Annotated in this window: 16 protein-coding genes; 6 read left to right on the top strand and 10 right to left on the bottom strand. The window is 64.1% G+C overall.

Annotation, left to right across the window (positions count from 1 at the left end; genetic code table 11):
- Positions 1-79: 79 nt before the first annotated feature.
- The 6 genes from hslV (at position 80) to PVA39_RS02615 (ending at position 5,851) form a co-directional block, all read left to right on the top strand.
- A complete protein-coding gene (gene hslV, locus PVA39_RS02640) occupies positions 80-616 on the top strand; it encodes an ATP-dependent protease subunit HslV (protein WP_274122681.1) in 537 nt (178 codons plus the stop codon).
- Between the two features lie 24 nt (positions 617-640).
- On the top strand, positions 641-1,981 hold the full coding sequence (hslU, locus tag PVA39_RS02635) for an HslU--HslV peptidase ATPase subunit (protein ID WP_274122679.1): 1,341 nt from the start codon (positions 641-643) through the stop codon (positions 1,979-1,981).
- Positions 1,982-2,044: 63 nt separating this feature from the next.
- Positions 2,045-2,416 carry a DUF971 domain-containing protein gene (locus tag PVA39_RS02630; protein ID WP_274122678.1) on the top strand — a complete coding sequence of 124 codons (372 nt, stop codon included), beginning with the start codon at positions 2,045-2,047 and terminating at the stop codon, positions 2,414-2,416.
- 208 nt (positions 2,417-2,624) lie between these two features.
- Positions 2,625-4,304 (top strand): class II poly(R)-hydroxyalkanoic acid synthase, encoded by a 1,680-nt coding sequence (gene phaC / locus PVA39_RS02625; protein ID WP_274122676.1) that lies wholly within the window; start codon positions 2,625-2,627, stop codon positions 4,302-4,304.
- A gap of 32 nt (positions 4,305-4,336) precedes the next feature.
- On the top strand, positions 4,337-5,197 hold the full coding sequence (phaZ, locus tag PVA39_RS02620; RefSeq protein ID WP_027903906.1) for a poly(3-hydroxyalkanoate) depolymerase: 861 nt from the start codon (positions 4,337-4,339) through the stop codon (positions 5,195-5,197).
- A gap of 30 nt (positions 5,198-5,227) precedes the next feature.
- Complete coding sequence (locus PVA39_RS02615; protein WP_274122674.1) at positions 5,228-5,851, top strand: TetR/AcrR family transcriptional regulator; 624 nt, start codon at positions 5,228-5,230, stop codon at positions 5,849-5,851.
- A 51-nt stretch (positions 5,852-5,902) separates the two neighbouring features.
- Here the strand turns inward: PVA39_RS02615 and PVA39_RS02610 are convergent, their stop codons facing one another.
- The 10 genes from PVA39_RS02610 to PVA39_RS02565 form a co-directional block, all read right to left on the bottom strand.
- Complete coding sequence (locus PVA39_RS02610) at positions 5,903-6,742, bottom strand: phasin family protein (RefSeq protein WP_274122673.1); 840 nt, start codon at positions 6,740-6,742, stop codon at positions 5,903-5,905.
- A 10-nt stretch (positions 6,743-6,752) separates the two neighbouring features.
- Positions 6,753-7,181: a phasin family protein gene (locus tag PVA39_RS02605; protein ID WP_274122672.1), complete on the bottom strand. Its 429-nt coding sequence runs from the start codon at positions 7,179-7,181 to the stop codon at positions 6,753-6,755.
- 183 nt (positions 7,182-7,364) lie between these two features.
- Positions 7,365-8,492 carry an AlgP family protein gene (locus tag PVA39_RS02600; protein WP_274122671.1) on the bottom strand — a complete coding sequence of 376 codons (1,128 nt, stop codon included), beginning with the start codon at positions 8,490-8,492 and terminating at the stop codon, positions 7,365-7,367.
- Between the two features lie 139 nt (positions 8,493-8,631).
- Positions 8,632-9,093: an Rsd/AlgQ family anti-sigma factor gene (locus PVA39_RS02595; protein ID WP_013789529.1), complete on the bottom strand. Its 462-nt coding sequence runs from the start codon at positions 9,091-9,093 to the stop codon at positions 8,632-8,634.
- Positions 9,094-9,406: 313 nt separating this feature from the next.
- Positions 9,407-10,684, bottom strand: coding sequence for a heme biosynthesis HemY N-terminal domain-containing protein (locus PVA39_RS02590; RefSeq protein ID WP_274122670.1), 1,278 nt, complete (start codon positions 10,682-10,684; stop codon positions 9,407-9,409).
- Complete coding sequence (locus PVA39_RS02585) at positions 10,681-11,817, bottom strand: uroporphyrinogen-III C-methyltransferase (protein WP_274122669.1); 1,137 nt, start codon at positions 11,815-11,817, stop codon at positions 10,681-10,683. Before PVA39_RS02585 ends, PVA39_RS02590 begins: the two co-directional genes overlap by 4 nt.
- Positions 11,818-11,833: 16 nt before the next feature.
- Positions 11,834-12,607, bottom strand: coding sequence for a uroporphyrinogen-III synthase (locus PVA39_RS02580; protein ID WP_274122668.1), 774 nt, complete (start codon positions 12,605-12,607; stop codon positions 11,834-11,836).
- The gene (gene hemC / locus PVA39_RS02575) at positions 12,604-13,542 is read right to left on the bottom strand and encodes a hydroxymethylbilane synthase (protein ID WP_274122667.1); all 939 of its coding nucleotides are present in this window, start codon (positions 13,540-13,542) and stop codon (positions 12,604-12,606) included. The genes PVA39_RS02580 and hemC overlap by 4 nt, the downstream gene beginning before the upstream one ends.
- A 111-nt stretch (positions 13,543-13,653) precedes the next feature.
- Positions 13,654-14,400, bottom strand: coding sequence for a LytR/AlgR family response regulator transcription factor (locus PVA39_RS02570; protein ID WP_093500379.1), 747 nt, complete (start codon positions 14,398-14,400; stop codon positions 13,654-13,656).
- Positions 14,397-15,473, bottom strand: a complete 1,077-nt coding sequence (locus tag PVA39_RS02565; RefSeq protein ID WP_274122666.1) for a sensor histidine kinase — start codon at positions 15,471-15,473, stop codon at positions 14,397-14,399. Before PVA39_RS02565 ends, PVA39_RS02570 begins: the two co-directional genes overlap by 4 nt.
- Positions 15,474-15,481 lie beyond the last annotated feature (8 nt).

Raw genomic sequence — 15,481 nt, 5'->3', positions numbered from 1 at the left:
CGCCGGTTGAAAAACCGCGGCGGGCCCCCATCTGAGTTTTCATCAGGGCCATTTCGCCCCGCAGCGTGGAGACTCTCCCTTGACCACCATCGTTTCAGTCCGCCGCCATGGCAAAGTCGTCATGGGTGGCGACGGCCAGGTTTCGCTCGGCAACACCGTGATGAAGGGCAACGCCAAGAAGGTTCGTCGCCTCTACCACGGCCAGGTGATCGCCGGTTTCGCCGGTGCCACTGCCGACGCCTTCACCCTGTTCGAGCGTTTCGAAGCGCAACTCGAGAAGCACCAGGGCCATCTGGTGCGCGCCGCCGTCGAACTGGCCAAGGACTGGCGTACCGATCGTTCCCTCAGCCGCCTGGAAGCCATGCTCGCCGTGGCCAACAAGGACGCCTCGCTGATCATCACCGGCAACGGTGACGTGGTCGAACCCGAGCACGGCCTGATCGCCATGGGCTCTGGTGGCGGCTTCGCCCAGGCTGCGGCCCTCGCGCTGCTGCAAAAAGGCAGCGACGAACTGGGCGCCCGCGAGATCGCCGAAACCGCGCTGAACATCGCTGGCTCGATCTGCGTGTTCACCAACCAGAACCTGACCATCGAGGAGCTGGGCTCGGCTATTTAAGCCAGTCCGGATCGGAGCCCGCCCATGTCCATGACACCCCGCGAGATCGTTCACGAACTCAATCGCCACATCATTGGCCAGGACGACGCCAAGCGCGCCGTGGCCATCGCCCTGCGCAACCGCTGGCGGCGCATGCAGCTGCCGACCGAGTTGCGCGCCGAGGTCACGCCGAAGAACATCCTGATGATCGGCCCAACCGGCGTCGGCAAGACCGAAATCGCCCGCCGCCTGGCCAAGCTGGCCAACGCGCCGTTCCTCAAGGTCGAAGCCACCAAGTTCACCGAGGTCGGCTACGTCGGCCGTGACGTCGAGTCGATCATTCGCGACCTCGCCGATGCCGCCTTGAAGATGCTGCGCGAGCAAGAAATCATCCGCGTGCGTCACCGCGCCGAAGACGCCGCCGAAGACCGCATCCTCGACGCCCTGCTGCCACCGGCACGCACCGGCTTCGCCGAGGAAGCGGCGTCGGGCAGCGACTCGAACACCCGTCAGCTGTTTCGCAAGCGTCTGCGCGAAGGCCAGCTGGACGACAAGGAAATCGACATCGAAGTGGCCGACAGCCCGGCCGGCATCGAGATCATGACCCCACCCGGCATGGAAGAAATGACCAGCCAGTTGCAGAACCTGTTCTCCAACATGGGCAAGGGCAAGAAGAAGAGCCGCAAGCTCAAGGTCAAGGACGCCCTGAAACTGGTGCGTGACGAGGAAGCCGGTCGCCTGGTCAACGAAGAAGAACTCAAGGCCAAGGCCCTGGAGGCCGTCGAGCAGCACGGCATCGTGTTCATCGACGAGATCGACAAGGTGGCCAAGCGCGCCAATGCCGGCGGCGCCGACGTGTCCCGCGAAGGCGTGCAGCGCGACCTGCTGCCGCTGATCGAAGGCTGTACCGTGAACACCAAGCTGGGCATGGTCAAGACCGACCACATCCTGTTCATCGCCTCAGGCGCCTTCCACCTCAGCAAGCCGAGCGATCTGGTGCCGGAGCTGCAGGGCCGCCTGCCGATTCGTGTCGAGCTCAAGGCCCTGAGCCCAGAGGACTTCGAGCGCATCCTCAGCGAGCCCCATGCGTCGCTCACCGAGCAGTACGTGGCGCTGCTGCAGACCGAGGGCCTGGGCGTCGAGTTCGTCGACGAGGGCATCAAGCGTATCGCCGAGATCGCCTGGCAGGTCAACGAGAAGACCGAAAACATCGGTGCTCGTCGCCTGCACACCCTGCTCGAGCGTCTGCTCGAAGAGGTGTCGTTCAGCGCGGCGGACCTCGCCGGCCAGCAAAGCGGCGAGACCATTCGCATCGACGCCGCCTATGTGAACAGCCACTTGGGCGAGTTGGCCCAAGACGAAGACCTGTCCCGCTACATTCTCTGATAGCCTGACCCTGCACGGCGCCGCCCGGCGCCGTGCAGTCTTTCAGCCCGCCTGGAGCCCGTGGTGCTCATCCCCACTTCGATCAAGCTGCACAAGGCCTCGCGCATTCTGGAGCTGCATTACGGCAGCGACAGTTATCGGCTGCCCGCTGAGTTTCTGCGCGTGCATTCGCCGTCGGCCGAAGTGCAGGGCCACGGCAAGCCCATCCTGCAGACCGGCAAGCTGAATGTCGCCTTGATTGGCATCGAACCGGCCGGCAACTACGCCCTCAAGCTGACCTTCGACGACGGCCACGACAGCGGGCTGTTCAGCTGGGATTATCTGCACCAACTGGCTCTGCGCCAGGACGAACTCTGGCGTGATTATCTGGACGCCCTGGCCGCAGCCGGTCAGTCCCGCGACCCGAACGAGTCGGTCGTACGCCTGATGCTCTGACGCCGTTCAGATCTTCGTTTTCCCACCCCGCCCCCACCTGGCCGATCTTGCGCTAGCGTCTAAACTCGGGTAACCAGAGCACTTCAGGTTCACCCGCCATCCTCTGGATGCTGCAAGCGCCACTACCACTGCCAATCGCAAGCCTCGCCAGGATCGACGTCATAGCTAAAGCCAATGGCTGCCTGCGCGGGCAAAGGGAGCGTTGTCGATGAGTGAAAAGCAGAACGATGACCTGAAATACAAGCCGACCAAGAGCACCATGGGGATCAACCCGGTCATCGGTATACGCGGCAGGGATCTGCTGACCTCCGCCCGTCTGGTGCTGACCCAGGCCATGCGCCAGCCACTGCACAGCGCCCGGCATGCCGCCCACTTCGGCCTCGAGCTGAAGAACGTGCTGCTCGGCCAATCCAAACTGCAGCCCGACGACACCGATCGTCGTTTCAATGACCCGGCCTGGAGCCAGAACCCGCTATACCGCCGGTACCTGCAAACCTATTTGGCCTGGCGTCAGGAACTGCACGACTGGGTCGAGCACAGCTCGCTGTCCGAGCAGGACGTCAGCCGCGGCCACTTCATCATCAACCTGCTGACCGAGGCGATGGCGCCGAGCAACAGCCTGGCCAACCCGGCAGCGGTCAAACGCATCTTCGACACCGGCGGCAAGAGCCTGCTCGATGGCCTTTCGCACATGGCCAAGGACCTGCTGAACAACGGTGGCATGCCCAGCCAGGTGGACATGAAGGCCTTCGAAGTGGGCCGCAACCTGGCCACCACCGAAGGCGCCGTGGTGTTTCGCAACGAGGTGCTGGAGCTGATCCAGTACACGCCGGTCACGGAGCAGGTCTACAAGCGCCCGCTGCTGGTGGTGCCGCCACAGATCAACAAGTACTACGTATTCGATTTGTCGCCGGAAAAGAGCCTGGCGCGTTTTCTGTTGCGCAGCCAGGTGCAGACCTTCATCGTCAGCTGGCGCAACCCAACCAAGGCCCAGCGCGAATGGGGCCTGTCGACCTATATCGAGGCGCTCAAGGAGGCCGTCGAGGTGGTCTGCGCGATCACCGGCAGCAGCGATGTAAACGTGCTGGGCGCCTGCTCCGGCGGCGCCACCACCGCCTCGCTGCTCGGCCACTACGCAGCCATCGGTGAACAGAAGGTGCATGCCCAGACCCTGCTGGTCAGCGTGCTGGATACTCAGCTGGACAGCCAATACGCGCTGTTCGCCGACGAGCAGACCCTGGAGGCCGCCAAGCGCCGCTCCTACCAGGCCGGCGTGCTGGAAGGCAGCGACATGGCCAAGGTGTTCGCCTGGATGCGCCCCAACGACCTGATCTGGAATTACTGGGTCAACAACTACCTGCTCGGCAACGAGCCGCCGGTGTTCGACATCCTCTACTGGAACAATGACACCACTCGCCTGCCAGCCGCTCTGCACGGCGAATTCATCGAGATGTTCCAGGCCAACCCACTGACCCGCGCCGGCGCGCTGGAAGTCTGCGGCACGCCCATCGACCTCAAACAGGTAACCTGCGATTACTACGTGGTGGCCGGCAGCAACGATCACATCACGCCCTGGACGTCCTGCTACAAGTCGGCGCGGCTGTTCGGCGGGCAGTGCGAGTTCGTGCTGTCCAGCAGCGGGCATATCCAGAGCATTCTCAACCCGCCGGGCAACCCCAAGGCGCGCTACATGACCAACCCCGACATGCCGGCCGACCCTAAGGCCTGGCAGGAGGACGCCACCAAGCACGCCGATTCCTGGTGGCTGCACTGGCAGCAATGGCTGACCGCCCGCTCCGGAGAAACCAAAAAGGCACCCGCCAAGCTGGGCAACAAGCGCTACCCGGCAGCCGAGGCGGCGCCGGGCACCTACGTGCACGAACGCTAAGCGTGCGCGACGACCACCGACAGGGGCGCCACATGTCATCAGCCTTCGTGTTTCGCACCATCGTGCTGGATCAACAGACGATCCGCACCGCTGTGCGCCCTGGCAGCCCGGACAAGGTGCCGCTGCTGATCTTCAACGGCATCGGCGCCAACCTCGAGCTGGTCATGCCCTTCGTCAACGCCCTGGACAAGGATCAGGAAATCATCGCCTTCGATGTGCCGGGCGTGGGCGGCTCCTCCACGCCGAGCATTCCCTATCGTTTTCCCGGCCTGGCCAAGCTCGCGGCGCGCATGCTCGATTACCTGGACTACGGCCAGGTCAACGCCATCGGCGTATCCTGGGGCGGGGCCCTGGCCCAGCAGTTCGCCCGCGACTACCCGGAGCGCTGCAAGAAACTGGTGCTGGCCGCGACCTCGGCAGGTGCGGTGATGATTCCGGGCAAGCCCAAGGTGCTCTGGCGCATGGCCAGCCCGCGCCGCTATCTGCAGCCGTCCTACGGCGTGCATATCGCCGCCGATATCTATGGCGGCGCCTTCCGCCGCGACCCGAAACTCGCACTTTCCCACGCCAGCAAGGTGCGCTCGGGCGGCAAGCTCGGCTACTACTGGCAGCTGTTCGCCGGCATGGGCTGGACGAGCATTCACTGGCTGCACAAGATCCGCCAGCCGACCCTGGTGCTGGCCGGCGACGACGACCCGATCATCCCGCTGCTCAACATGCGCCTGCTGGCCTGGCGCATCCCCAACTCCGAACTACACGTGATCGACGACGGCCACCTGTTTCTGGTGACCCGCGCCGAGGTGGTGGCACCGATCATCATGAAATTCCTCGCCGAGGAGCGGCAGCCGGCGATCATGCATCCCCAGAACGTGACGGCTCGTGGGCAGCACTGAATACCGCCCGCACAAGGACGCGCTGAACGGATGAAAACCCGTGACCGTATCCTCGCCGCCACCCTGCTGCTGTTCAACGAGCGCGGCGAGCCCAACGTTTCGACCCTGGAAATCGCCAACGAGCTGGATATTAGCCCGGGCAATCTCTACTACCACTTCCACGGCAAGGAGCCGCTGACCCTGGCGCTTTTCGAGCAGTTCCAGGCCAAGCTGGCGCCGCTGCTCACGCCCCCTGACGATGTCGATCTCGATGCACAGGACTACTGGCTGTTCCTGCACCTGATCGCCGAAGGCATGTCGGCCTATCGTTTCCTGTTCCAGGATCTCTCCAACCTCAGCGGGCGCCTGCCCAAGCTGGCTGCTGGCATGCGCCACTGGCTCGCCAGGCTGCGACATACGCTCACGGCGCTGCTGGCCAATCTAAAGGGCCGGCGAGTACTGATCAGCGAGGGCAAAGCCTTGCAGCAACTGGTCGAGCAAATCGTGCTGACCCTGCTGTTCGCCCAGGATTACCAGCGCATCGTCGCCCAGCCAGCCGACAGTCGACTGGTGGTTTACCACGTGATGATGCTGGTCGCCCCGCACCTGCAGGACGAAGCGCGCCACACCACTGAACTAATGGCTCACAGTTACCTGCACGAGAGCGCTGGCTGAATACAAAAACGCCCGATACGGGATCGGGCGTTTTCGAGGCGACTTACCGACTCAGGACTGAGTGCCGGAAGAAGTCGGAGGGGTAGTGGCTGGAGTCGTCGAGGCCGCTGGCGTGGTTACCGGCGTCGCCGCTGCCGTAGTGGCCTTGCTGGCCGCCGGCTTCTTCGCCGCTGGTTTGCTGGCGGCTTTGGCGGCCGGCCCGGATGCCGGTTTGGCCGCAGGCTTGGCAGCAGGTTTAGCTGCGGCTTTTGCCGGGGTTTTCGCGGTAGAGGCTGGCTTGCTCGCCGCCACCTTGCTCACCGGCGCTTTCTTGGCTGCTGCCGGTTTAGCCGCAGCCGGCTTGGCGACGGGTTTCGCTGCTGCCGTGCTGGCTGCCTTGCTGGCCGGCGCCTTACTCGCGGTCGCCGGTTTGCTGGCCGGCTTGGCCGCGGCTTTCTTCACCGCTGGCTTGGCGGTCGATTTGCTGGATACCCCCGTCAGCGTCTCCAGTTGCCGGGTCAGCAGGTCGACCTTGTCATTGAGCGCCTTGACCTCGTTGCGGCTCGGCACACCCAGCCGCGAGATCGCATTGTTGAGACGCTTGTCGAACGCTTCCTCGAGCTCGCTCCACTTGCCGATCGCCTTGCCTTTCACCTCGTCGACACGCGAGCGCGCACTGCTGACGGACGAATCGACCGACGACTTCACCGCATCGGCCTGCTTATCGACGTTGCTCTTGGCGGCTTTCTCGGCCTTTTCGCCATCCTTGACCAGCGTGTCGAACAGCTTGGTGCCGTCCTTGCTGACCTTGGAATATGCGCCCAGGCCTGCCAACCAGATCTGCCGCGAGTACTTTTCAACCTCGCCGATCCACGAGCTGGTCTGTTTCTCGGTTTTCTTTTTGACAGCCATCCTGCTCTCCTTATTGAGTACGCGCGACACGCTCGAGCAACGCGCTCAGCTCATCCAGCTTAGCAGACAGGGCCTGGATATCCTGTCGGGCGGGAATGCCAAGACGGTTCAGTGCACCAGCCACGCGCGAGTCGAAGGCCTGCTCGATCTTCTCGATTCGGGCGGCGACCTGGTTCTTCACAACGGACACTCTGCTTCTGGCTTCGTCGATCTGGCCATTGGCCGCATCGACCTGTTCATTGACCTGCTCACGGCCGCGCCGTTCCGCCAGCTCCCCGAGGCGTACTAGGGAGTGGAAATAATCCAGCCCTTCCTGTCCCGCCTTGGCATAGGCACCCAGACCGGCGAGCCACAGCTTTCTGACTCCCGAGGGTTCATCGGTGGAGGTAGAGCGACGAATAGAGACGAGCGGCTTCTTGCTGACGGTAGCGTTGGACATGGTGCACCTCACAGTAGCTTGGGAGATGGCCTGCACGACACAGGCTTAACAAGCACCGTAAAGAGCAAAACTAGAAAACGCATACTAATCGGCGCGACCAGGATTGCGCGGAGCGTTCAGGTGAAACGAGGAGGGTTCGTGCGAAGCCTGCGAGCGCACGGCTCGCAGGCTTGGGACAGCCTATCAGTTGCTGGCTGGCGGCGTTGCGCCGTTGGCAGCTGGAGTCGAGGCAGCGGCTGGCTCGGTCGCCGGCTTGCTGGCGGCGGAAGCGGCTGGCTTGCTGGCTTCAGGCTTTGCGGCTGGCTTGGCTGCAACCGGCTTGCTCGCAGCCTTGGCGGCAGGTTTGCTAGCCGCTGGTTTGGCTGCCGCCTTGGCAGCGGTCGCAGGCTTGGCAGCCGTTTGGGCTGATGGCTTAGCGGCTGCTTTGCTCGCTGGCTTGGCAGCAGGTTTGGCTGCGGTCTTGGTCGCAGGTTTAGCAGCAGCGGGCTTGGCGGCAGCCTGCGTAGCCGGTTTGGCTGCAGGCTTCGCTGCGGCCTTGGCCGTGGCGGGCTTCGCAGCTGCCTTAGCGGCAGGCTTGGCTGCAGCCGGTTTAGCCGCGGTTTTGGCGGCAACCGGTTTCGCAGCGGACTTGGCCGCTGGCTTGGCAGCAGTCTGCGCAGCCGGCTTAGCTGCGGGTTTCGCCGCAGCTTTAGCCACGGCAGGTTTGGCAGTTGCCTTGGCAGCCGGCTTAGTTGCAGCCGGTTTGACTGCGACTTTGGCAACAGCCGGTTTTGTGGCGGACTTGGCCGTTGGCTTGGCTGCGGGTTTCGACGCCACCTTAGCCAGAGCAGGTTTTGCAGCCGCTTTGGCAGCAGGCTTGGCTGCGGCCTTAGAAGCAGCCGGCTTGGCCGGAGCCTTGTCACGGCTGGACAGTGCCTTGCCGGCTGCTTCACGCACCTTGCCAACGCCCTGGGCCAGCTTCAGGCTTTCCTGGGCATCGCGCTTGAGTTGCACGATGTACTGACGGGTTTCGGTCTGGCGTGCCTGCAGCGCATCGAGCGCGCCTTCCAGCTCATCCACCACGACCTTGGCTTTGGACTGCGCCTTGGCCTTGCCATCGGCGACGGCCGACTGCAGCTTGCCACGCGCTTTGTGCAGTTTTTCCTGAGCGCTACCGCGCTGTTTTTCCAGCTTGGCGAGAATTTTCTCGGCGTCTACGAGCGCTTGCGAGCAGGCGTTTTCGAGGTGCTCGAGCAAGCTGCCAGAGAGTTGCTGCAACAGATGCAAAGGGGTGGTGACCGCTTTTTTCTTCACGTTTTTTGTGGCCGGCATGACGCGCCTCCAGGCGGATGGGTAAAGCCATACTTAGGTGGGGTGAAATTTGCGCCCGCCCGCTGCGCTTTGCAAGCACCTGCGCACGGCTGGCGAAAGCCAGAAACGACGAGGCCGCGAATGATCGCGGCCTCGTGGCTCATACGGCAGCGGCGGTCGCCTGCTGCTTGTGGGCGGTATGCAGCACTTCGATCAGGCAGTCTTCGAGCTCGAAGCGCTCGTGCAGCATCTTGCCGAGGCGTTTGAGCTCCAGGCTCACCGCATCGGGATCGCCGCAATCACCTTCGTCGCAACGGTCGTTAAAGGCCAGGGCCGCTTCGGTGATCACCTCGATACGCGGATAGATCTGCTTGGCGAGCTCCAGGCCACGCTGATCACCAAACGCCCGGGCTTCTTCGGTGAGCTGCTGGTAGACCTCGAAATGTCCGGCGGACACGTAGTCGACGAGGTATTCGCAGAACCGCTGCATCACCACCTTGTCACTGACGTCGTCGATGGCAGCATAGGCCTTGATCAGTTCGGCACGTTCCTGCAGCCAGCGATCAATCATCAGGTGTACGCCACCCCACCGCTCCTGCGCATTCTGGCAACTTTCGAGCATGGTGATCCGCTCCCTTTGAGTAAGTCCTGTAGGCATCGGGGCTCAGAACATCGTTCAACCTGTCTTCGCCACGAATCGGAAGTTGGCTGGTCACCGGGCCATTTCCCACTGGCCGAAAGTCGATGCCGGACAAGGCGGGCAAAGACGGCAACGCACCACGAGTCGATCCCTGAACGTGCAGCCGAGTCCGGACACTAGCACGATTCGAACTGCAGTCCGACCACTCATTTCGTCTCAGGTTATGCCTGCTTCCAGCACCCTTCAAGCCGCATCGCAAGTGGCGCCGACCAAAAGGCCGGCGCCCCTAAAAACCTTAGCCGCGGCCGGCCGTGGGCTGCGGCTCAACGGCGGTGGTTACCGGCGGCACGCTCACTGCCTGACCACTCAGGCGCCGGTCAAGCAGGCCCAGGCCTTCCTGAAACAGGCGGTTACTACGTTCCACCTCACCCAGCTGGGCGAGCAGGCGCGCCAACTCGGCGCAGGTTTCCGGGTGCCGCTCGAGACGCAGGCTGGTTTCGAAGTAATCGCGAGCCTTGCCCCACAGTTGGTTGTGCAGGCTCAGCCGGCCCAAAGTGAGCAGCAGACCGGCATCGTTCGGATGCTGCTTGAGCCACCCTTCGGCGGCCTGCAACTGCCTGGCCGAGTCGCGGCCACGCAGCAGGCCGTAGAGACGCGCCAGGCGGCTATCGTATTCACGATTAAGCGCCTTGTGCAGCAACTCCTCGGCGCCCGGCTCGGCGCCCAGTGCGCGCAAACGATCGGCATAAACCGCCAGCAATTCGGGCTCGCCACGCAGGTTTGGCGACAGACGTTCCCAAGCCTGGGCCAGAGACGGCAGCGCCCCGTCGCCGGCATCATCGAACTCCAGCGCCAGCAGATATTCGCGCCAGGCACGTCGCTCCAGTGCCATCAGTTCGGCCGGCGCCATGGCCTTTTCCTTACGCAGCACCGGCAGCAATTTGAGCACCGCCTGCCAGTCGCCGCGGGTCGCGTAGAGTTCCTGCAGTTGGCGCAGCACCTGTGGGTTGTGCGGATGACGCTCGTGCATCACCAGCAGTGTCTCCTGGGCACTATCGACTTCACCACGCGCCAGTTGCAGCTCGGCGTGGGTCAGCGCGATGGCCAGTTCGGCATTGGGCTGGCGCTGCAGGGCCTCCTCCAGCAGGGCGTCGCTTTCCTGATAATGCTCGAGGTTATGGGCCGCGCGAGCGGCGCCTAGGTAATGGATTAATGGGCGCGGCTCGTTGCGTGCGATGCGGCTCAGGTGCGTCTGCGCCTTGTTCCAACGCCCTTCGATCAGTTCCTGGAAGCCATGCTCGGAAGCACTGCGCACGCGGCGCTCGCGGTGCAGCCGCGACCAGGGGTTGATCAGCCCGACCGAGACCAGCAGCGCACGAATCAGCACGCGCAGCAACCACAGCGCCAGCACGACTGCGACGAGCAATAGCACAAAGGCCCACAGCGTCGACTCGTAGCGAAAGCCCTTGTAGGCGAACAGCACGTAGCCCTGATGCTCGGAGATGGCCAGGCCCAGAAGCGCCAGAGCGCCGATCACCAGCACGGTGAGCAACAGCAGGTAAACGCGCTTCATGGGCGCTCCTCCGCACCGTCCTCGCCCGGCGCATCCTTGAGGCGCTCACGCGCCGACTGCTTGTGTTCGATATAGGCCTGCACGGCGTTGAGCGACTCGCTGAGCTCGGGCGCCTTGACCTCGATCGGCCGCTCGACCAACTCGCCGACGCGCGCACGCAGGGCGCGGCTGTCGGGGTTGTCGCGGTTGAAGTTGGCGTCCAACACCTCGGCAGCCTGTTGCAACGCCTGCCGGTAAACCTGGGTCTGCCCATGCAGCGCGGCCCACTGGGCCTGCTCAAGCGCCAGGCTCAGGGCCAGGCGCACTTGCGTCAGACTTTGCCCGGCGAGCAGCGGACGCACGTTCTGGTCAGCGTTGAAATCGAGACGGAAATACTGCGAGAGCTTGTGCAGAGCCTGGCCCCACCAGGTGCCGGGCTCGCTTTCGGCGGCCAGTTCGCCGAGCACGCCGCCATCGGCGACGAACTTGGGATTGAGCGAGTTGAGCTGCGCGGCCTGCTCTCGCAATGCGCCGAGCTGCAGGAACAGACCGGTGCGATCGGGGTTGTCGGTGGCGCGCAAGGCCTCCAGGCTCCTGGCCAGCTGCTCGCGAGCGGCGAAGGCGGCGGGGTCGTCCTGGTCACGAAGGATCTCGTCGGCCGCCTGGACCAGCGCCGTGGCGCTATTGATGTCCTGCAACGCCGACAGACGCAGGCTGGCCAGACGCAGCAGGTGCTCGGCCTCGGCCAGGCGCCACTCCTGGCGGCTGGCGCCCAGCACGGTTTCCAGGCGGCGATTGAGTAACTGCTGGTCGCCCTGCAACTGCGCTACCAGTTGGCGGCGCTCTTCGAGCTCCTGCACGCTGGGCAGTTGCTGAAGACGATCATCGAGACTTTCGGTGCGCTGGTTCAGTGCCTGGGCCTGGCTGCGTGCCTGCTCGAGCTGGCTGGACTGCTGCCGGGTTTCGCTCTGCAGCGCACGCAGCTGCCAGGCACTCCAGCCGCCAACGCCGACACCAACGGCGCCGACCAGCAGGGCCACGGCGGCAATGGCCGAGCCACGTGCCGCGGGCTTGGCCTCGGCAGCGACTGGGGAAGATTCGGGGGCGGTCAGCACAGGCTGTTCCTGCTCTTTCGGGGGAGTCGCTTCGCTCACGTATCCATCCTTTGCTTCAAGAGTCGGGCGAAGCCTGCGCACGCAAGGCCGCCAACAACGCCGTGGTGTCGGCACCACGGCAATCCACAACATCAACCGCACCCAACTCGCGGGCCATTTCGGCGACGCGCGGGCTGGGCACGAACAAGGGTAGCTGCGCCAGCGTGGGCCAGTCATCCGCCGCCAGTTGCTGCAGATGCGTCAAGCCCTGCCCACTGCTGACCACCAGGCCATTCAAGCGTTCCACCTGTATCAGCCGCTGCAGCGTGCCGGCCGGGTAGGTAGGCAGCATCCGGCGGTAGACCGGCAGATAGTCCACCTGGACGCCCTGGGCCCGCAAGCTGTCAGCAAGCAGGGTACGGCCATCCTCGCCGCGGATGATCAGCGCCCGTGGGAACATCGCGGCCTTGAGGGGTTCTTGCAGCTCGGGCAGCTCCAGCAACGCTTCACTATCGTCGCCGTTTTTCGGCCAGAACACCGTCAGGCCGTAGTCGGCGAGGATCTGCCCGGTGCCGGCACCAACGCTGAACCAGGGCTGATCGGATAGTGGCTGCGGCCAATACCGATCGAGCAGTTCGAGGCCGAAGCGGGCCGCGGGCTTGCTCACCACGATCACTGCCGTGTAGCGGTGCAGGTCGCAAATGGTCGCGCCATGCTGAGGCGTTTCTGGCAGTTGCTCGATACCCAGCAGGGGCAGGCAGGCGCCGTGGATGCCTTCACTGGCGAGCGTTTGGGCCAGTGCCTGGCACTCCTGCTCGGGGCGGGTCAGCAGCAGGCGCCAGCCGCTCACTCGGCAGCGGCCTCGCCGTAGATGGCCTTGAGTATGTCACCAGCGCCCTGGGCGAGCAGCGCTTCGGCGACCTCGATGCCCAGGCGCTTGGCATCTTCGGCCGAGCCGCGCTGTTCGGCGCGTAGCAAACGGGTGCCATTCGGCTCGCCGACCAGGCCACGCAGCCACAGCTGCTCGCCTTCGAGAATGGCGTAGCAGGCAATCGGCACTTGGCAGCCGCCGTTGAGGCGCTTGTTCATGGCGCGCTCGGCGGTGACGCGCAGCGCCGTCTCGGTGTGGTTGAGCGGCGCCAGCAGTTGCTGCAATTCGGCATCGCCGACCCGGCATTCGATACCCACCGCGCCCTGCCCGCCCGCCGGCAGGCTGTGCTCGACGGCAATGGAGGCGCGGATGCGATCTTCGAAACCGAGGCGGATCAGCCCCGCAGCAGCCAGGATGATGGCGTCGTACTCGCCGGCATCCAGTTTGGCCAGACGAGTGTTGACGTTGCCACGCAGAAAATGGATTTTCAGATCCGGGCGACGCGCCAGCAGCTGGGCCTGGCGACGCAGGCTGGAGGTGCCGACCACGCTGCCGGCCGGCAGCGCGTCGAGGCTTTCATAGGTATTGGAAACGAACGCATCGCGCGGGTCTTCACGCTCGCAAATGCAGAACAGGCCGAGCCCTTCCGGGAAATCCATCGGCACGTCTTTCATCGAATGCACGGCGATGTCGGCCTGGTCTTCGAGCAGCGCGGTTTCCAGTTCCTTGACGAACAAGCCCTTGCCACCAATCTTGGCCAGCGGCGCGTCGAGCAATTTGTCGCCCTTGCTGACCATTGGCACCAGGCTCACTTTGAGGCCCGTATGGGCCGCTTCGAGACGGGCCTTGACGTGTTCGGCCTGCCACAGGGCCAGGGCACTCTTGCGGGTGGCGATGCGAATTTCGCGGGTCATGCGGACGTTCCAGAAAACCAATTGCCGCGAATGATAACAGGCTCACGGGGCGCCGGCCTGAAGCCGGCTGCGACCCTTCGCCCTACTGCTCGCGACTCTGCTACTGATTCGCTAGATCTGGTTCATCAGCTTGCGCACGCCCGCGACATGACGGCGGCTGACCACCAGTGCATCGCCATTGAGCCCCTTCAGATACAACTGGAAGTGACCCAGTGGAGTGCGCTGCAGTCGCTCGATGCGCTCGCGGGCCACCAGGGCATTGCGGTGGATACGCACGAAGCGATCACCAAATTCGTCTTCGAGGGCTTTGAGCGGCTCGTCGAGCAGTACTTCTCCACCATCATGACGCAGCGTCACGTACTTGTGGTCGGCGATGAAGTAGATCACGTCGTCCAGGGGAATGAGCTCGATACCTTTGCGAGTCCGCGCGCTGATGTGGCTGCGCGGGCCGACGCCGCTTTCCGCGGCTGGGCGGGTCAGTGCAGCCAATTGCACACGGTTGAGGCGCTCGGCCTTCTTCAGCGCATCTTCCAGATGCTCGGGACGCACGGGTTTAACCAGATAGCCCACCGCGCTGACCTGAAAGGCCTCCACGGCAAATTCATCATGGGCGGTGCAGAAGATCACCGCTGGCGGCGCCTCGCGCTCGCAGAGCCTGGCGGCGGCCTGCAGGCCGTCGAGGCCCGGCATGCGGATGTCGAGCAGTACTACGTCGGGTTTGAGGCTCTCCACGAGCGCCAACGCCTCTTCGCCATTGCTCGCAGAGGGCTCGACCACACGATAGCCGTCCAGCGCGGCCACCATTCGGCTCAGGCGCTCACGGGCAAGGGGTTCGTCATCAACGATCAAGACATTCATAATGATCTGGCTTCCTGCATGGGTCTTGCACATGGGTAGCGTAGACGGGTGTAGTGAAGGCCATCGCGGCGCTCCACACTGAGATTGGCCTGCGAACCGAAAAGTGCCGCAAGCCGTGCATCGATGTTGGCCAGTGCCTGGTGCGTACCGCGCGTGGCCATGGGTGCGCCGCCCTCCTCATAGGGGTTGCAGACGCTGAGATGGAATACACCATCGTTGTATGTGGCTGATATCTGCACCAGTCCCCCCTCGATACGTGGCTGGATACCGTAGATCAGAGCGTTCTCCAGCAGCGGCTGCAGAGTCAGCTGAGGAATCGGCAGGTCAGCGGGAACATCGTCGACATCCCACTGCAACTGTAGCCGTTCGCCAAGCCGGTATTGCTCGATCGACAGGTACCGCCGTGCCAGTTCCAGTTCCTCGCTCCAACTGACGAGGCTTCCGGGCTTGGCCAGGCTTGCCCGGAACAGGTCGGAGAGATCCAGCACCGCCTGTTCCGCCCTGGCAGAATCTGTGACAACCAGGCTCGCGATGCTGTTCAAACTGTTGAACAGGAAGTGCGGGCGGATGCGCGCCTGCAGCGACTCGATGCGCGCGCGCAGCTCGGCCTGCTCCTGACGCCGCCACTGGCTCTGCAGATAGAAATAGCGCAGCAACAAGGCCGACATGATCAGGCTGATCAGCGCATGGCGCAGGTACAGGTTGACCTCGCCCTCATGGGGCAACGGCCCGCCCAGATCGTAGTAGTCGGCCACCGCCGTGCAGCCCAGCGTCAGCCCGACCACCAGGGCGCAGCAGGTCGCCCCCGCCCACATCGCCCGCAACCTGGCGAGCAGCGGCCGCAGCCGGCACAGCAGCGCCGAAGAAAGCAGCACGATCCACTGCACGAACAGCGAGGTCAGCGCCAGGCGCACCCAGTCGAAACCGGGCAGCATCGGCTCGGCGAGCACCAGTACCAGCACCAGCAGTTCGGCGAGCAGCACGGTGCTGAGCAGCGCTTCGGGCTGGCACAGTTCGGGCACGAAGAAATCGTTCGGCGCCTGGGGGGTCGAGGTCTTGCGTTTGTCGTTCATCCACGCAG

The sequence above is a fragment of the Pseudomonas sp. CNPSo 3701 genome (assembly GCF_028674975.1).
Classification (GTDB): domain Bacteria; phylum Pseudomonadota; class Gammaproteobacteria; order Pseudomonadales; family Pseudomonadaceae; genus Aquipseudomonas; species Aquipseudomonas straminea.
The sequence above is the reverse complement of the archived record's forward strand: the minus strand, read 5'-3'. Positions and strand labels throughout refer to the sequence as shown.

Excerpts from the sequence above, each read along its gene's own strand:
- phaZ (WP_027903906.1), top strand. The coding sequence starts at position 4,337 with ATGTCATCAGCCTTCGTGTTTCGCACCATCGTGCTGGATCAACAGACG.
- PVA39_RS02590 (WP_274122670.1), bottom strand. The coding sequence starts at position 10,684 with ATGAAGCGCGTTTACCTGCTGTTGCTCACCGTGCTGGTGATCGGCGCT.
- PVA39_RS02600 (WP_274122671.1), bottom strand. The coding sequence starts at position 8,492 with ATGCCGGCCACAAAAAACGTGAAGAAAAAAGCGGTCACCACCCCTTTG.
- PVA39_RS02605 (WP_274122672.1), bottom strand. The coding sequence starts at position 7,181 with ATGTCCAACGCTACCGTCAGCAAGAAGCCGCTCGTCTCTATTCGTCGC.
- PVA39_RS02570 (WP_093500379.1), bottom strand. The coding sequence starts at position 14,400 with ATGAATGTCTTGATCGTTGATGACGAACCCCTTGCCCGTGAGCGCCTG.
- phaC (WP_274122676.1), top strand. The coding sequence starts at position 2,625 with ATGAGTGAAAAGCAGAACGATGACCTGAAATACAAGCCGACCAAGAGC.
- hemC (WP_274122667.1), bottom strand. The coding sequence starts at position 13,542 with ATGACCCGCGAAATTCGCATCGCCACCCGCAAGAGTGCCCTGGCCCTG.
- PVA39_RS02565 (WP_274122666.1), bottom strand. The coding sequence starts at position 15,473 with ATGAACGACAAACGCAAGACCTCGACCCCCCAGGCGCCGAACGATTTC.
- PVA39_RS02595 (WP_013789529.1), bottom strand. The coding sequence starts at position 9,093 with ATGCTCGAAAGTTGCCAGAATGCGCAGGAGCGGTGGGGTGGCGTACAC.
- hslU (WP_274122679.1), top strand. The coding sequence starts at position 641 with ATGTCCATGACACCCCGCGAGATCGTTCACGAACTCAATCGCCACATC.
- PVA39_RS02610 (WP_274122673.1), bottom strand. The coding sequence starts at position 6,742 with ATGGCTGTCAAAAAGAAAACCGAGAAACAGACCAGCTCGTGGATCGGC.
- PVA39_RS02615 (WP_274122674.1), top strand. The coding sequence starts at position 5,228 with ATGAAAACCCGTGACCGTATCCTCGCCGCCACCCTGCTGCTGTTCAAC.